Below are 16138 nucleotides of genomic sequence, written 5' to 3'. Positions count from 1 at the left end.
AAACTAACTTGATATATAAATGAAATTATTAGAAGGAAAAACCGCCATAATTACTGGTGCGAGCCGTGGTATTGGAAAAGGTATTGCTGAAGCATTTGCTAAACAAGGAGCCAATGTTGCTTTTACGTATAGTTCGTCGGTTGAAGCTGCTAATGCACTTGAGCAAGAATTAAATGCACTTGGTGTGAAAGCCATAGGTTACCAAAGTAATGCGGCTAGTTTTGATGAAGCTCAAAAATTAGCCGAAGAAGTAGCTAAAGAATTTGGTAGTATTGATGTCTTAATTAACAACGCTGGTATTACAAAAGATAATTTGTTAATGCGCATAACCGAAGATGATTTCGATAAAGTTATTGAAGTAAACCTTAAATCGGTGTTTAACATGACAAAAGCTGTACAGCGTACGATGTTAAAACAACGCAAAGGTTCAATTATTAATATGAGTTCTGTTGTAGGTGTAAAAGGTAACGCAGGACAAACTAATTATGCTGCCAGTAAAGCTGGAATTATTGGTTTTTCTAAATCGGTAGCTTTAGAGTTGGGCTCTCGTAATATTAGAAGTAACGTAGTTGCGCCAGGATTTATCGAAACCGAAATGACGGCAAAATTAGATGAAGAAGTTGTAAAAGGTTGGCGTGCTGGTATTCCATTAAAGCGAGGAGGAACTCCAGAAGATGTAGCTAATGTTTGTGTGTTTTTAGCAAGCGATATGAGTGCTTACGTTACTGGTCAAACTTTAAATGTTGATGGCGGAATGCTAACTTAATTTGTTTAAGTTTTAATGCAAGTACAAACAACCGTTTTATATATTGTTTTAGCTGGAATTATAGCCTTATCACTCGCTTTTTTTCAGTATTACAAAAAAAAGGATAAAAGCATGTTCAAATTAAACATGCTTTTTTTGTTTTTGCGTTTTGTAACCATATTTTCGGTGTTGGTTTTGATAATTAATCCGCAATTTGAGAATAAAACGGTTTATAGCGAAAAGGCGAATTTAATTGTAGCGGTCGATAATTCTAATTCCGTTCAACATTTAAAACAAGAGCAATTAGCTTCAAATTTGGTTAAGAATTTAAAAGAAGATGCTCAACTCAATCAAAAATTTAATTTAAAATTTTACAGTTTTGGAGAAAATTTATCGGAATTAGACAGTCTAACTTTTTCCGAAAATCAAACCAATATTTCTTCTGCATTTAATCAATTAAATCAAGTTTATAAACAACTTACAGCGCCAACAATTTTAATTACCGATGGTAACCAAACCTATGGTAACGACTATCAATTTATAACAAATTCGTATAAGCAACCCATTTTTCCAGTGGTTTTGGGTGATACAATAACGTATACCGATTTGAAAATCGAACAACTTAACGTTAATAAATATGCGTATTTAGATAATAAATTTCCTGTTGAAGCGATTGTGGTTTATAATGGTGCCAACGATGTAAATTCTAAATTTTCAGTTTATAGAAATAATCAAGTAATTTATACTACAACTCTTAGTTTTTCAAAAAACAATAATTCTAAAGTTTTAAACTTTACGCTTCCAGCAACTGCAGTTGGGTTTGGCAATTACAAAGCGGTTGTTTCGCCTTTAAAAAATGAAAAAAACACTATAAATAACACAAAGAATTTTACCGTAGAAGTTATTAACGAAAAAACAAAAATTGCTATTGTAAGTGCTATTAGTCATCCGGATATCGGACTTCTTAAAAAAAGTATTGAAAGCAATAAACAGCGAGAAATTGAAATAATTTCACCTGAAAATTATATTAACCAAAACAATGATTTTAAATTGGTTGTATTGTTTAATCCGAATGATAAGTTTAAGGGTGTTCTTGATAAAATAAATCAAACAAAAACAAACAAATTAGTTGTTGTTGGAACAAAATCAGACTTAGTCTTTCTTAATAATATTCAAAATAATTACGAGTTTGAAATAACCAATCAAACCGAAAATTACCAAGCAGAATTAAATAGAGGGTTTTCACCTTTTATTGTAGATGATATTAATTTTGAAAGTTTTCCTCCGTTACATTCAAATTATAGCTCCATAATTTTCAATACGCCGTATCAAGTTATTTTAAATAAAACATTAAATGGTGTTTCTGTAAATGAGCCGCTTTTGGTTACGCTCGAAAACGACAAACAACGTGAAGTATTATTGTTAGGTGAAAATATTTGGCAATGGCGCGCACAAAGCTATTTGAATACGCAATCGTTCAATGCATTTGACGATTTTGTAGGAAAGCTTATTCAGTTTTTAAATACGAATCAAAATAGAAGCCGATTAAATATTGATTACGAAACGTTTTATAACAGCGGAAGTAAAATTATAATAAAAGCCGAGTATTTTGATAAGAATTTTGTTTTCGATGCTCGTGAAAGTCTTAATATCACTGTAATTAATGAGGCTTCAAAGGAACAAAAAACGTATCCTTTGGTTCTTAAAAACAATAATTATCAAGTTGATTTGAGTAATTTAAATGCGGGTGAATACAGTTTCAAAATTACCGCTTCATCCAATAATTTATCAAAATCAGGTCGTTTTGAGGTTTTAAACTATAATGTTGAGCAACAATTTTTAAGCGCTAATGTAACAAAGCTTGAGCAAATTGCTACAAAGAGTAATGGAAATATGTTTTTTGGTGATAATACCTCAAAATTATCATCTACCTTAATTAACGACAATCGTTTCACGCCAATACAAAAAAGTAAAAAAGAAACCATACCTTTAATCGATTGGACGTATTTACTAGCCATAATCGTCTTAAGCTTAGGTTTGGAGTGGTTTCTACGGAAATATAACGGATTAACATAAACTAAATAACATGGATAAATTACCAAAAATTGCATTCCCTGTAATAATTGCAGCGGTTATACTTATTATTACTTTATCAAAATCGGCAGTAACTATTGGTTCTGGTGAGGCTGGTGTTTTGTATAAAACCTTTGGAGGTGGTGTTGTTACTGATGAAGCGCCTTTGGGTGAGGGATTTCATATTGTCGCACCTTGGAACAAGGTATATGTTTACGAAGTAAGACGCCAAGAAATTTTTGAAAAAATGAAGGTGCTATCGTCTAACGGATTGGATATTCAATTAGATGCCTCAGCATGGTATAAGCCTGCATATAGCGACTTAGGGAAGTTACACCAAGAAATTGGTGAAGATTATTTAAGTCGTATTATTTTACCAACAATTCGTTCGGCGGCACGTAGCGTTGTTGGTCGCTATACACCAGAGCAACTATATTCAAGTAAGCGTGATGCAATACAACGTGAAATCTTTGAAGAGACTAAAAAAATTGTTGATGAACAATATATTGTTTTAGATGAAATTTTAGTTAGAGATGTAACATTACCACCAACTATAAAAGATGCTATTGAGCGTAAATTAAAACAAGAACAGGAGTCGTTGGAGTACGAATTTAGATTAGTAACAGCGCAAAAAGAAGCCGAACGACAAATTATTGAAGCTGAAGGTAAAGCGCAGGCTAATAAAATTTTAAGTGCCTCGTTAACCGATAAAATTTTACAAGATAAAGGTATTGAAGCAACCAATAAATTAGCCGAATCGCCAAATAGTAAAGTAGTTATAATTGGTTCTGGTGATAGCGGAATGCCAATTATTCTAGGAAATCAGTAAAGAATTAAGATAAATATTTTACAAAAACTTAAAAATTGTAAAATGTTTTAATAAAAGTATTTTAAAGTTTGAAATATTACTTAAAATATAGATATTTGCCACAAGAAATAACAAAGACATGACTTTTATTCAATTTCATCATCATTTTCATATTTGCTCTCAAGCGAAGTGAAGATGTATTGAATAAATTCAAAATATTTAACCCGTTTGAGAAAATCAAGCGGGTTTTTCTTTTCAAATTGTATTGTAAACAATTTGAAATAGTCCCCGCGAAAGTGGGGATCTCAAAGTAGTATCAACTACAACTTAATAGTACGAAATTAAAAATGAGTAAATTAAAAATTGCAGTTCAAAAATCTGGACGATTAAACGAAGAATCGTTAGACTTACTTAAAAATTGTGGTATTTCCATCGATAATGGTAAAGACCAATTAAAAGCCAAAGCTCGAAATTTCCCTATGGAAGTTTTGTATTTACGTAATGGCGATATTCCTCAATATTTGCGCGATGGTGTTGTCGATATCGCAATTTTAGGTGAAAATACGTTAATTGAAAAGGGAAGCGATTTACCAATTGTAGAGCGTTTAGGATTTTCAAAATGTAAGGTTTCTATTGCTATTCCTAAAGGTGAAAGTTACAATTCTATTGAAGATTTACGCGGAAAAAAAATAGCAACCTCTTACCCAAATACGGTAAATCAATATTTCGAAAAGAAAGGTGAAAAAGCCGATATTCATATTATTAATGGTTCGGTTGAAATTGCACCAAACATTGGATTATCTCACGCTATTGTTGATATTGTTTCCAGCGGAAGTACGTTGTTTAAAAACAATTTAAAAGAAGTTGAAGTGCTTTTTAAAAGTGAGGCTGTATTAACTTCAGCACCACAATTATCTGAAGATAAGCAAGCCATTTTAGATAAGTTGTTATTTAGAATGAAAGCCGTTTTAAAAGGTAACGATTCGAAGTACGTATTACTGAATGCACCAAATGATAAATTAGATAAAATTGTAAGTTTATTACCAGGTATGAAAAGTCCAACCGTATTACCATTAGCACAAGAAGGCTGGAGTTCGGTACATTCTGTAATTAACAAAAATGATTTTTGGGATGTTATCGATGCTTTAAAGGAAAACGGTGCCGAAGGTATTTTGGTTTGCCCAATCGAGAAAATGGTACTCTAATCAATACTTTTTACATTTCCGTGAAAACGGAAATCTTAAGTTATTTTAAAGGATTAATAATGCCATTCAGAGGAACGAACGACCGAAGAATCTGAAAGTTTTAAAAGATTCATCACAGCGTTCTGAATGACACAAAATAATTTTCCGCTTTTACGAAAATGAAGAAATGAAAGTTTTATGCAAATAATAAACAATCCAGATAAAGCCACTTGGACAACCATTTTAAAACGTCCAACGCAAACTGTTGGTGATATTGAAGGCATTGTTAGCGAAGTGTTTAACGATGTGCAAAACAATGGCGATAAAGCCATTAAAACATACACTGAGAAGTTTGATAAAGTTGCTTTAGAAACTAATTTGGTATCTGCAAACGAAATTGAAGAAGCTGTTAAAAGCATTCCTGAAGCTTTAAAAACCGCAATTGCAAATGCAAAAAGTAACATTGAGGCTTTTCATAGTGCACAAAAAACACAAAAAGTACAATTAGAAACTACAAATGGTGTACAATGCTGGCAAGAAAAACGAGCCATTGAAAGTGTTGGTTTATACATTCCTGGAGGAACAGCACCTTTGTTTTCTACGGTTTTAATGCTGGCAGCTCCTGCTCAAATTGCAGGTTGTAACGAGATTGTATTGTGTTCGCCACCAAATAAACAAGGGAAATTAGCTCCTGAAATATTGTATGCAGCAAAACTTTGTGGCGTTACCAAAATATTTAAAGTTGGCGGCATTCAAGCTATTGCGGCTTTAACCTTTGGCACAGAAACTATTCCGCAGGTTTATAAAATTTTCGGACCAGGAAATCAGTTTGTAACTGTGGCAAAACAATTGGCAACAAAATATGGTGTTGCTATCGATATGCCTGCTGGTCCAAGTGAATTGCTAGTAGTTGCTGATGATAGCGCCAATGCAAGTTATATCGCTTCCGATTTGTTAAGTCAAGCCGAACACGGTGTAGATAGTCAAGTGATTTTAGTGGCAACTTCAAAAGAGCTGATTGCTAAAGTTTCTGAGGAAGTTGAAGGACAATTACAAGTGTTACCACGCAAGGGAATTGCCGAAAAAGCTATCGCGAATTCAAAATCTATTTATGTTGAAAATGATGAAGTGGCTTTAGATTTAATCAATCAATACGGGCCAGAACACTTCATTATTTGTTCGAAAAATGAAGATTTCTATGTAGATAATATTAGAAATGCAGGTTCTGTATTTATAGGCGATTATACACCTGAAAGCGCAGGCGATTACGCATCAGGAACCAATCACACATTACCAACAAACGGATTTAGTAAAGCTTATTCTGGTGTGAATTTAGATAGTTTTATGAAGAGTATGACGTTTCAAAAAATATCAAAAGCAGGTATTTTAAACATTGGTGAAACTATTGAATTAATGGCTGAAGCCGAAGGATTACAAGCACATAAAAATGCGGTAAGCATCCGTTTAAAAGATTTAAAATAAACGTGTTGTTGTCATACTGAACTTGTTTCAGTATCTCATTAAAACAAAATAAACAAGTATCGTTATGTCAGGTTGAGCGCAGTCGAAGCCTTTTAGAAAATAAAACTGGAATTAATAAAAACACTTCGACTGCGCTCAGTGTGACCATTCCGAATAAATAAAATGAACAACTTCAATTTACAAAATATAATTCGTGAGAACGTAAAAGCAATGAAAGCCTATAGTTCGGCACGAGACGAATATGTTTCCGATGGTTCTAAAATGATTTTTTTAGATGCCAACGAAAATCCCTTTGAAAATGGTGTAAACCGTTATCCAGATCCGCTACAACGTTCGTTAAAAACAGTTTTAGCGGAGCAGAAAAGCATTTCTGAAAATCAGATTTTATTAGGAAATGGCAGTGATGAAGTTTTAGATTTGCTATTCAGAGCTTTTTGCGATCCTAAAAAAGACAACATTATAACCTTGCCGCCAACATACGGCATGTACACGGTTTTAGCGAATTTAAACGAAGTTGAAGAACGTAAAGTTGAATTACATAATGATTTTCAACCGAATGTTGATGCTATTTTAGAAGCCATTGATGATAATTCTAAAATGCTTTTCATTTGTTCGCCAAATAACCCAACTGGAAATTTAATCACTTCAGAAAAAATCAAAATACTACTCGAAAAATTTAATGGTCTGGTGGTGATTGATGAAGCGTATATCGATTTTTCAAATCAGCAAAGTTGGATATCAGAATTAATTAATTATCCAAATTTAATTGTTACGCAAACGCTATCAAAAGCCTACGGTTTAGCAGGAATTCGATTAGGGTTGTGTTATGCTTCCGCGGAAATTACTTCAATTTTAAATAAAATTAAACCGCCGTATAATGTCAATGAGCTCACACAAAAACGAGCTTTTGAGCGTATTTCTGATTTAGAAGTGGTGAAAAATGAGGTTAATTCGGTTTTAAAAGAGCGCAATATTTTAATTGAAGCTTTAAATAACATCAATTTTGTAGAAACTATTTTCCCAACCGAAGCTAATTTTGTGTTAGCACGTGTTGATGATGCTACAAAACGTTACAATCAGTTACTCGAAAAAGGTATTGTAATTAGAAACCGAACCACACAACCACTTTGTGAAAACACATTGCGTTTTACTGTTGGAACAGACACTGAAAATGAAGTTTTAATTAAGGCGTTAAAAGAATTAGACTAACATGAGCAAAACAAAAGTATTATTTATAGACAGAGACGGCACTTTAGTACTAGAGCCACCTGTAGATTATCAATTAGACAGTCTTGAAAAACTAGAATTCTATCCAAAAGTATTTCAATACATGGCTAAAATAGCCAGCGAATTAGATTTTGAATTGGTTATGGTTACAAATCAAGATGGTTTAGGAACCGATTCCTTTCCGGAAGACACGTTTTGGCCTGCGCAAAATAAAATTATTGATGCGTTTAAAAAAGAAGGTGTTACGTTTACAGCTATTCACATTGACAAAACGTTTCCGCATGAAAATGCCGAGACTCGCAAACCAAGAACGGGTTTATTAACGCAGTATTTCGATAAAGAAAAATATGATCTAGAAAATTCGTTTGTTTTAGGTGATAGAATTACCGATATGGAGTTGGCTAAAAACCTTGGCGCAAAGGGTATTTATTTGTCTGAAGATCCCGAATTAGGAGCCGATGAAATAGAATCTTCTAAACAAGATATTTTAGATTGTATTGCTTTAACGAGTACCGATTGGAAAGAAATCTATGAGTTTTTAAAGTTAAAAGACAGAGTTTCAGAAATTACACGTAACACCAATGAAACTCAAATTTACATCAAATTAAATCTTGATGGTTCGGGTAAAAACGATATTGATACAGGTTTATCGTTTTTCGATCATATGTTAGACCAAATTGGGCGTCATGGTGCTATGGATTTAACCATAAAAGTAAATGGCGATCTAGAAGTTGACGAACACCATACTATTGAAGATACCATGATTGCTTTGGGTGAACTATTTCACAAGGCTTTAGGAAATAAATTGGGTATCGAGCGTTACGGTTTCTGTTTACCAATGGACGATTGCTTAGCGCAAGTTGCGGTAGATTTTGGTGGCCGAAACTGGCTAGAATGGGATGCCGAATTTAAACGTGAAAAAATAGGAGATATGCCAACCGAAATGTTTTATCACCTATTCAAATCCTTTACCGATGGTGCAAAGTGTAATTTAAATGTAAAGGCCGAAGGCGTTAACGAACATCATAAAATTGAAGGCATTTTTAAAGCCTTTGCCAAAGCCATGAAAATGGCGGTAAAACGTGATGCCAACAAAATGTTTTTACCTAGCACAAAGGGAATGTTGTAAAATACAATATTAAATATTAGAGGAATAAAGTAAGAACTGACTTTTAACTTCTGATATTTAACTTTTAATATTTAGAATTTTGAAATTAGTTATAATAGATTACGGCGCAGGAAACATAAAAAGCATACAATTTGCTTTTAAACGTTTGGGTGTTGATGCCGTTTTATCAAATAATGCTGAAGAAATTAAAGCAGCCGATAAAGTGATTTTTCCAGGTGTTGGCGAAGCAAGTTCTGCGATGAAAATGCTTAAAGAAAGTGGCTTAGACACTTTAATTCCGAATTTAAAACAACCGGTTTTAGGTATTTGTTTGGGTATGCAACTTATGTGTTTACATACCGAAGAAGGCAACACAAATGGTTTAGGCATTTTTCAAACTAATGTAAAACGCTTTTCAAATAATGTAAAAGTGCCTCAAACGGGCTGGAATGTTATAAAAGATTTAAAATCTGATTTATTCAAAGACATTAAAGAAAACGAATATATGTATTTGGTACACAGTTTTTATGCTGAACATTGCAACGAAACCATTGCCGCTACCGATTATGAAATTAATTATGCATCTGCATTACAACATGAAAATTTTTACGGAGTTCAATTTCATCCAGAGAAAAGCGGAAAGGAAGGTGAAAAAATTTTAAAAAACTTCTTAAAGTTAGAGGTTAAAAGTTAGATATTAGTAGTTAATGAAATTTTGAAACTTATTTCTGAAGGAAAGCAATTACTGGCCATGACAGTGGCTTCTATTAATACTGCTAAGCAAAATCAGAATAAAAAATAATAAAATGATTTCTAAATTAACTTTTAATATCAGACTTCAAATATTTAATATTAGAACATGAGAATAATACCAGCCATAGATATTATAGACGGTAAATGTGTTAGATTATCGAAAGGTGATTATAACACGAAAAAAATATACAACGAAAATCCGTTAGAAATAGCGAAACAATACGAAGCTCATGGTATTGAATACTTGCATTTAGTGGATTTAGATGGAGCTAAAGCAAGTCATATTGTTAACCACAAAGTTTTAGAAACTATTGCGACTAAAACCAATTTAAAGATTGATTTTGGTGGCGGACTTAAAACCGATAATGATTTAAGAATTGCGTTTGAATCAGGCGCAAAACAAATTACAGGCGGTAGTATTGCTGTTAAAAAACCAGAAGTTTTTGAAAGTTGGTTATCTAAGTACGGTAGCGATAAAATTATTTTAGGCGCTGACGCAAATAACGAAAAAATCGCCATTAGCGGTTGGTTAGAAGAAAGTGATGAAGAACTTATTCCGTTTGTTCAAAATTATATGAGTAAAGGTGTAAGCTATGTTATTTGTACAGATATTGCTAAGGACGGTATGTTGCAAGGTCCTTCATTCGATTTGTATAAAAAGATGTTGAACGAATGTCATTCAGAGCGAAGCGAAGAATCTTTAAAATTAATCGCCTCTGGAGGTATTTCAAAATTTGATGAATTACCAAAACTCGCCGAACTAGGTTGTGAAGGCACCATCATAGGAAAAGCGATTTATGAGAATAAAATCAGTTTAAAACAGTTAGAAGAATATATTTTAAATAATTAACGTCACTTCGAGTGATTTTGAGGTACGAAAAATTGTATCGAGAAGTCATAGTTCTCGATACAATGCTCATAAAATCGCATCACTCGAACTAACGGAGATGTAAAAATTATGCTCACAAAAAGAATCATACCCTGTCTAGATATTAAAAACGGTCGCACCGTAAAAGGCGTAAATTTTGTCGATTTACGTGATGCGGGCGATCCTGTAGAACTCGCTAAACAATACGCCGAAGTTGGTGCAGACGAGCTTGTGTTTCTAGACATTGCAGCAACTTTAGAAAACAGAGGAACCACTTTAGATATGGTTACTCATGTTGCCGAACAAGTTAATATTCCGTTTACGGTTGGTGGTGGTATTTCGTCTATTGAACACGTTGATGCCCTTTTAAAATGCGGTGCCGATAAAGTATCTATCAATTCTTCAGCAGTAAAACGACCAGAATTGGTTAACGAATTAGTTAACAAGTTTGGTAGTCAGTGTGTTGTGGTTGCTATTGACGCGAAGCAAGTTGATGGAAACTGGAAAGTGCATTTAGCAGGAGGCACCATTCCAACAGAAATCGATTTATTTGAATGGGCAAAAGAAGTTGAAACCCGTGGTGCAGGAGAAATTTTATTTACTTCAATGGATCATGATGGTACTAAAGCAGGTTTTGCAAACGAAGCTTTGTCACAATTGTCTGAAAACTTAAATATCCCTATTATTGCATCGGGTGGAGCAGGAAATGTACAGCATTTTGTTGATACATTTAATGAAGGCAAATCGGATGCTGCTTTAGCGGCTAGTGTGTTTCATTTTGGTGAAATTCCTATCCCAGAATTGAAAAAAGAATTAAAAAAACATAATATTGAAGTGCGATTATAAGTCATTACGAGGAAGTATGACGACGTAATCTGTTTAATAGATTGCCACATCGCTACGCGATTCGCAATGACAATAACGATTAAAATGACAATAAAATACGATAACAACGGCTTAGTACCGGCAATAATTCAAGATGCTACAACAAAAAATGTATTAATGTTGGGTTATATGAATGAAGAAGCTTATCAAAAAACTTTAAAAACTAAAAAAGTAACTTTTTTTAGCCGAAGTAAGCAGCGTTTATGGACGAAAGGTGAGGAGAGTGGTAACTTCTTAAACTTGGTGGATATTAAAAATGACTGCGATAACGATTCGTTGTTAATTCAAGTCAATCCAGTTGGTCCAACGTGTCATACCGGAACAGATACGTGTTGGAAAGAAAAAAACACATCAAACTTCGGATTCTTTTCAACCTTAGAAACTGTTATTGCAGAACGTGTTGCTAACAAAGACACCGCAAAGTCTTATGTGGCGAGTTTATTTTCAAAAGGCATAAATAAAGTTGCACAAAAAGTAGGCGAAGAAGCTGTTGAAACGGTTATTGAAGCTATGGATAATAATGATGAGTTATTCTTATATGAATCGGCCGATTTATTATTCCACTATTTAATGTTATTACAAGCAAAAGGCTTTACTTTAAAAGATATTGAAGCAGAATTAAAAGGTAGACACAAATAGGTGCAGTTTCAACCAAAAAAATATTATTACTTAATAAATTTTCAATATTTAGGGTATCGGTTTCATGGTTGGCAAAAACAACCGAATGTAAAAACCTTACACCTTATGGTCGATAGAACCCTAAATTACATCCTTGAAGGTAAGTATTTTAAAACTTTAGTTTCAGGAAGAACCGATGCGATGGTTTCAGCTGAAAATGCAACGTTCGAGTTGTTTCTTCGGCATGAGATTGAAGATTTAGACGTTTTTTTAAATCTTTTCAATTACAATCTTCCGCAAGATATTCGTGCTTTAGCTATTAAGGAAGTTGATGAGAAATTCAACATTATTAATCATCCAAAAACAAAAGAATATCTGTATTTATTCACTTATGGTGAAAAATGTCATCCGTTTTGTGCGCCCATAATGACAACTATTTTAGATGATTTAGATATTGAAATTATGAAACAAGGCGCAAAGTTGTTTGAAGGAGAACATTACTTAAAAGCCTATTGCTATAAACCCACCGATAAAGGAATTTATACCCGAATTATAGATACTTGCGAGCTTATTGAAAACACTATTTATACGGCTAATTATTTTCCTGAAAAAACTTATATTTTACGGGTTCGTGGTAAAGGATTTATGCGTAATCAAATTCGGTTAATGATGGGGACTTTATTCGATTTAGGAAAAGGAAAACTATCTTTAAAAGATATAAAAGCGAGTTTAGAACCCAATAATACAGTAAAAATGAACTTTATTGCGCCAGCTTCAGGGTTGATTTTAAATAAGGTTGATTTTTTATAATTACTTCTCTATACAAATTCACTCGAAGAAACGTTTTTTATCAATTCCTAAATCCGATTGAATTTTAGAAACATTTAAATTATTTAAAATGTCAATTAAATTGGGGTACCAGTTTTCATGATATCCAAATTCTGATTTTCTAAATTCGTTAATGGCATCTGTTTTACTCCAATTTTCAAAAATTATTCTGTATGCAGCAATCATGACTCCAGTTCTGTCGGATCCGTGCCAGCAATGAATCAGTAAAGGTTTTTCAGCCTTATCAATAATTTTTAAAACTTGTAAAACTTCAGCTTCAGTTAGTGTTTTAGATTTTAGTTTTACGTGCTTTAAAATTAAATCCGTGTGTTTTGCTTTGTTGCTGTCGTCCCATTTTCGTCTAAAATTTAAAACAGTTTTAATTCCCATCGTTTCAATTTCAGAAAATCCTTTTTTACTAGGTTGTTCCGATCGGTAAATACTATCCGAAACCTTATAAAATCGTTTAAAGTTTCTTGATTCTTGTTTTACAGCTTCAATATGTTGCGCATTCATCATAAAAGTAAAAGCGGAAAAAACAGCAGCAAACAATTGATGTTTCATAAATGAAAATTTAGATGATAACGAATTTATAGTGCTAAAATTACTTCTTTTAATTCATCTTTTTAAGTTATTACAATAGCAATTATCACTTTAAGAGCTATAAGAGATTCTTCTTAAATAAATTAACAACTCCAATTTTTATTAACATAATTTAAGTTAAATAAAACTTAATGTCGTTAAAGGCTGTTAAATGCCTTGACAAAATTACTGTTGAACTTATATTGATAACAGTTGAACAAAAAAAACAGAAAATATTATGAGTTATTTGAATATGAAAGATGAGGAATTATTAACTGTTGTTGTAGAACTAAATATTCTGCTAGCAGATTATCATATTTATTATCAGAAAATTAGAAGCAATCACTGGAATGTTTTAGGAAAAAATTTCTTTGATCTGCACGTGAAGTTTGAAGAGCTTTACAATGATGCCCGCGTAAAAATTGATGAAATCGCTGAGCGTATTTTAACGCTTAGATATCATCCAATGAGCAAGTTTAGCGATTATTTACGAGTCTCGTCAATTGCTGAAGTCGCACCAATTAAAACCGATATGGATATGGTTACTGAAACCATAAACGACCATAAATTGATTTTAAAACAAATGGGGAAGGTTATTGAAGTTGCCGAAAAAGTAAACGACGAAGGAACTATCGATTTAATTGGAGCTTATATTCGTGAGCTTGAAAAATCGAGTTGGATGCTGGATGCGTGGAGTAAAAGCACCTCACAAACTTTAGAATCCAGATTAGCCGAAGTTGAATAATGTTTTCAGTTTATTAAAACGAAAACAAATACTCAAACACTAAAATTTCCAAATTATGCAAAATACAATTTCAGAAGCATTTACCAATTTAATTAATAAACTCCAAGGTTGGTTAAGTGCTATAATACAAAACATACCAAATTTAATTTTAGCCATTGTAGTAATGGTGGCGTCTTACTTTATTGCGACTTACATTAAAAAAATAGTTTTAAAACTTGTAAATAAGCGCGTAAAACAACAATCAATTTCAAATATGATTGCTAAAATTTCTGCTGTCATTATTGTTTTAACAGGCTTGTTTTTAGCCTTAGGTATTTTAAATTTAAGCAAAATGCTTACCTCGTTACTAGCAGGTGCTGGTGTTGCTGGTTTGGCTATTGGTTTAGCTTTACAAGGTACTCTATCAAACACTTTTGCGGGTATTGTAATCTCTTTTAGAAAACGTATTCAAATTGGTAATTGGGTAGAAACTAGTGGTTATTCAGGCGAAGTTATTGATGTTAATCTAAAAGAATTCGCTTTAAAAGAAGCCGATAATAATATTGTAATTATCCCTAACAAAACCATACTTGAAAACCCATTGAAGAACTACTCGTTAACCACTAAAATGCGTGTGTTTTTAAATTGTGGTGTGGGTTACGAATCGGATTTAGAATTGGTAGAAAAACTCACAAAAGAAACCATAGCAAATACATTTAGTCAAGTTAAAACACCAGAAAATGTGGAGTTTTATTATACCGAATTTGGTGATAGCTCAATAAACTACTTGTGTAGATTTTGGATTGATGCCGAAAGTATGCTAGAAAAATTAAAAGCAAAAAGTAAAGCTATTATTGAAATTAAAAAAGCTTACGATAAAGCAGGTATTAATATTCCGTTCCCAATTAGAACGCTTGAGTTTAATAACAAATTAAATTTTGATGATGCTGTTTTAGACAAGCAATTTTCAAATAACTAATAAGCTTCTTAAAGTATTTAACATTTGTTGTGAGCTAATCACAAAGTATGTTAACAAAGCATCTGCCAGATATCTTAACCTCGTAAATATAGCAAACCACTGGTTCTTAAACAGAAACAAAGTATAGCTATTTAATTACAAATTCTCTAAAAATTAGAGTAGAGTTGAAAACCTTCAGCTTATTAAAATTAATTCACTAAAAATTAAAATTATGTTACGTTGGACAATCACATTTGTAATCATTGCACTTATAGCCGGAGTTTTAGGTTTTGGCGGTATAGCTGGAGCATCAGCAGGAATTGCTAAAATATGCTTCTTTATATTCTTAGTGTTGTTTGTTTTATCCCTTTTAAAAGGATTAGTTAGAAAGTAAAAACAAACCACAAAACACAATCAATTATTAACCATTTAAATTTAAAAATCATGAAAAAATTAGTTATAGTATTCGCCTTATTATTCTCAGTATCAACTGCATTTATTGGATGTAGAGACGAAAAAAGTACTGGAGAAAAAATTGAAGAAACCGTTGAAGATGTTGCCGATGATGTAGGTGATGCCGCTGAAGATGTTGAAGATGAAGTAGAAGATATGGTTGAGAAATAATAGTTTCAACACTATATTAAATTATTAATCTCAAAAGAAAAGAAACATGAAAAATATAATGTATTTGTGCGCTATTTTGTTAACTACAACAGCATTTGCACAAGAAAAAAATAATGAAGCCAAAGAGGAAACCGAAGTTAAAATCGTTAAAATTAAAGATGGCGAAAAAACTACAGAGAAAAAAGTAAAAGTCGTTACACGTGAAACCGCTCAGGTAGTACTTGATGATAAAGATAAAAACAAGGTAAATCAAGATCGTGTAAACTCGGTTTCTAAAGTAGAGAAAATGGTAATGGTTGATGATGATGGCGATGATAACTATGAATTATTAACCAAAAAAACATTTTATAAAATTGGTGATAAAGACTATTTGTTTAAACCAAATGATAGAGGTTTTGATATAGCTTTTAACTCGGAAGAAAACAAGTTTATTAAAACGAGTTCAGCTTTTAACACTACAAATGGTAATTATTTAATCGATCACGAAAATTATGCAGGTATTGGTTATTTTAACCCTAATGGAGATTTCGTAATTCAATATTACGATAAAAATACCGATAAAATTGTAACCAAAACTTATACAATTTCTGCAACTAGTTTGTAATAAATACACTCAAATTAACTTTAAAAAGTCCTGCGTTTTGCAGGACTTTTGTATTTTTAACAACAAC

Annotated in this window: 18 protein-coding genes; 17 read left to right on the top strand and 1 reads right to left on the bottom strand. The window is 32.5% G+C overall.

Going from position 1 to position 16138, the window contains the following annotated elements; genetic code table 11:
- The first annotated feature begins 19 nt into the window (after nucleotides 1-19).
- The 12 genes from fabG to PK35_RS07850 all read left to right on the top strand — a co-directional run bounded on the left by fabG (nucleotide 20) and on the right by PK35_RS07850 (nucleotide 12561).
- Nucleotides 20-766: a 3-oxoacyl-[acyl-carrier-protein] reductase gene (gene fabG / locus PK35_RS07905; RefSeq protein ID WP_044626167.1), complete on the top strand. Its 747-nt coding sequence runs from the start codon at nucleotides 20-22 to the stop codon at nucleotides 764-766.
- A gap of 15 nt (nucleotides 767-781) precedes the next feature.
- The gene (locus PK35_RS07900; protein ID WP_044626166.1) at nucleotides 782-2821 is read left to right on the top strand and encodes a hypothetical protein; all 2040 of its coding nucleotides are present in this window, start codon (nucleotides 782-784) and stop codon (nucleotides 2819-2821) included.
- A 10-nt stretch (nucleotides 2822-2831) separates the two neighbouring features.
- Nucleotides 2832-3647 carry a prohibitin family protein gene (locus PK35_RS07895; protein WP_044626165.1) on the top strand — a complete coding sequence of 272 codons (816 nt, stop codon included), beginning with the start codon at nucleotides 2832-2834 and terminating at the stop codon, nucleotides 3645-3647.
- Nucleotides 3648-3973: 326 nt separating this feature from the next.
- A complete protein-coding gene (hisG, locus tag PK35_RS07890; RefSeq protein WP_044626164.1) occupies nucleotides 3974-4831 on the top strand; it encodes an ATP phosphoribosyltransferase in 858 nt (285 codons plus the stop codon).
- A gap of 177 nt (nucleotides 4832-5008) precedes the next feature.
- The gene (hisD, locus tag PK35_RS07885) at nucleotides 5009-6292 is read left to right on the top strand and encodes a histidinol dehydrogenase (RefSeq protein ID WP_044626163.1); all 1284 of its coding nucleotides are present in this window, start codon (nucleotides 5009-5011) and stop codon (nucleotides 6290-6292) included.
- Nucleotides 6293-6454: 162 nt separating this feature from the next.
- Nucleotides 6455-7501, top strand: a complete 1047-nt coding sequence (gene hisC / locus PK35_RS07880) for a histidinol-phosphate transaminase (RefSeq protein WP_044626162.1) — start codon at nucleotides 6455-6457, stop codon at nucleotides 7499-7501.
- A gap of 1 nt (nucleotide 7502) precedes the next feature.
- Nucleotides 7503-8648, top strand: a complete 1146-nt coding sequence (gene hisB, locus PK35_RS07875) for a bifunctional histidinol-phosphatase/imidazoleglycerol-phosphate dehydratase HisB (RefSeq protein ID WP_044626161.1) — start codon at nucleotides 7503-7505, stop codon at nucleotides 8646-8648.
- A 79-nt stretch (nucleotides 8649-8727) separates the two neighbouring features.
- A complete protein-coding gene (gene hisH / locus PK35_RS07870; RefSeq protein WP_044626160.1) occupies nucleotides 8728-9321 on the top strand; it encodes an imidazole glycerol phosphate synthase subunit HisH in 594 nt (197 codons plus the stop codon).
- Between the two features lie 165 nt (nucleotides 9322-9486).
- Nucleotides 9487-10230 (top strand): 1-(5-phosphoribosyl)-5-[(5-phosphoribosylamino)methylideneamino]imidazole-4-carboxamide isomerase, encoded by a 744-nt coding sequence (gene hisA / locus PK35_RS07865; protein WP_044626159.1) that lies wholly within the window; start codon nucleotides 9487-9489, stop codon nucleotides 10228-10230.
- Nucleotides 10231-10338: 108 nt separating this feature from the next.
- A complete protein-coding gene (hisF, locus tag PK35_RS07860; RefSeq protein ID WP_044626158.1) occupies nucleotides 10339-11094 on the top strand; it encodes an imidazole glycerol phosphate synthase subunit HisF in 756 nt (251 codons plus the stop codon).
- Nucleotides 11095-11160: 66 nt separating this feature from the next.
- Nucleotides 11161-11772 (top strand): bifunctional phosphoribosyl-AMP cyclohydrolase/phosphoribosyl-ATP diphosphatase HisIE, encoded by a 612-nt coding sequence (hisIE, locus tag PK35_RS07855; RefSeq protein ID WP_082048549.1) that lies wholly within the window; start codon nucleotides 11161-11163, stop codon nucleotides 11770-11772.
- Nucleotides 11773-12561, top strand: coding sequence for a tRNA pseudouridine synthase A (locus PK35_RS07850; RefSeq protein WP_044626156.1), 789 nt, complete (start codon nucleotides 11773-11775; stop codon nucleotides 12559-12561). It begins immediately after the preceding gene.
- A gap of 18 nt (nucleotides 12562-12579) precedes the next feature.
- On the opposite strand, the gene PK35_RS07845 is transcribed toward PK35_RS07850, so the two are convergent.
- Nucleotides 12580-13143: a phosphatase domain-containing putative toxin gene (locus tag PK35_RS07845; RefSeq protein ID WP_052825928.1), complete on the bottom strand. Its 564-nt coding sequence runs from the start codon at nucleotides 13141-13143 to the stop codon at nucleotides 12580-12582.
- A 256-nt stretch (nucleotides 13144-13399) separates the two neighbouring features.
- On the opposite strand from PK35_RS07845, the gene PK35_RS07840 reads away from it, so the two are divergent.
- The 5 genes from PK35_RS07840 (at nucleotide 13400) to PK35_RS07820 (ending at nucleotide 16071) form a co-directional block, all read left to right on the top strand.
- On the top strand, nucleotides 13400-13906 hold the full coding sequence (locus tag PK35_RS07840) for a Dps family protein (RefSeq protein WP_044626155.1): 507 nt from the start codon (nucleotides 13400-13402) through the stop codon (nucleotides 13904-13906).
- Between the two features lie 55 nt (nucleotides 13907-13961).
- Nucleotides 13962-14864: a mechanosensitive ion channel family protein gene (locus tag PK35_RS07835; RefSeq protein WP_044626154.1), complete on the top strand. Its 903-nt coding sequence runs from the start codon at nucleotides 13962-13964 to the stop codon at nucleotides 14862-14864.
- Nucleotides 14865-15075: 211 nt separating this feature from the next.
- Nucleotides 15076-15237 carry a DUF1328 domain-containing protein gene (locus PK35_RS17385; protein WP_082048548.1) on the top strand — a complete coding sequence of 54 codons (162 nt, stop codon included), beginning with the start codon at nucleotides 15076-15078 and terminating at the stop codon, nucleotides 15235-15237.
- A 50-nt stretch (nucleotides 15238-15287) separates the two neighbouring features.
- Complete coding sequence (locus tag PK35_RS07825; RefSeq protein ID WP_044626152.1) at nucleotides 15288-15467, top strand: hypothetical protein; 180 nt, start codon at nucleotides 15288-15290, stop codon at nucleotides 15465-15467.
- A gap of 46 nt (nucleotides 15468-15513) precedes the next feature.
- The gene (locus tag PK35_RS07820; protein ID WP_044626151.1) at nucleotides 15514-16071 is read left to right on the top strand and encodes a hypothetical protein; all 558 of its coding nucleotides are present in this window, start codon (nucleotides 15514-15516) and stop codon (nucleotides 16069-16071) included.
- The last annotated feature ends 67 nt before the right edge of the window (nucleotides 16072-16138 follow it).

The organism is Neotamlana nanhaiensis (genome assembly GCF_000943555.1).
GTDB classification, from domain to species: Bacteria; Bacteroidota; Bacteroidia; order Flavobacteriales; family Flavobacteriaceae; genus Neotamlana; species Neotamlana nanhaiensis.
The sequence above is the reverse complement of the archived record's forward strand: the minus strand, read 5'-3'. Positions and strand labels throughout refer to the sequence as shown.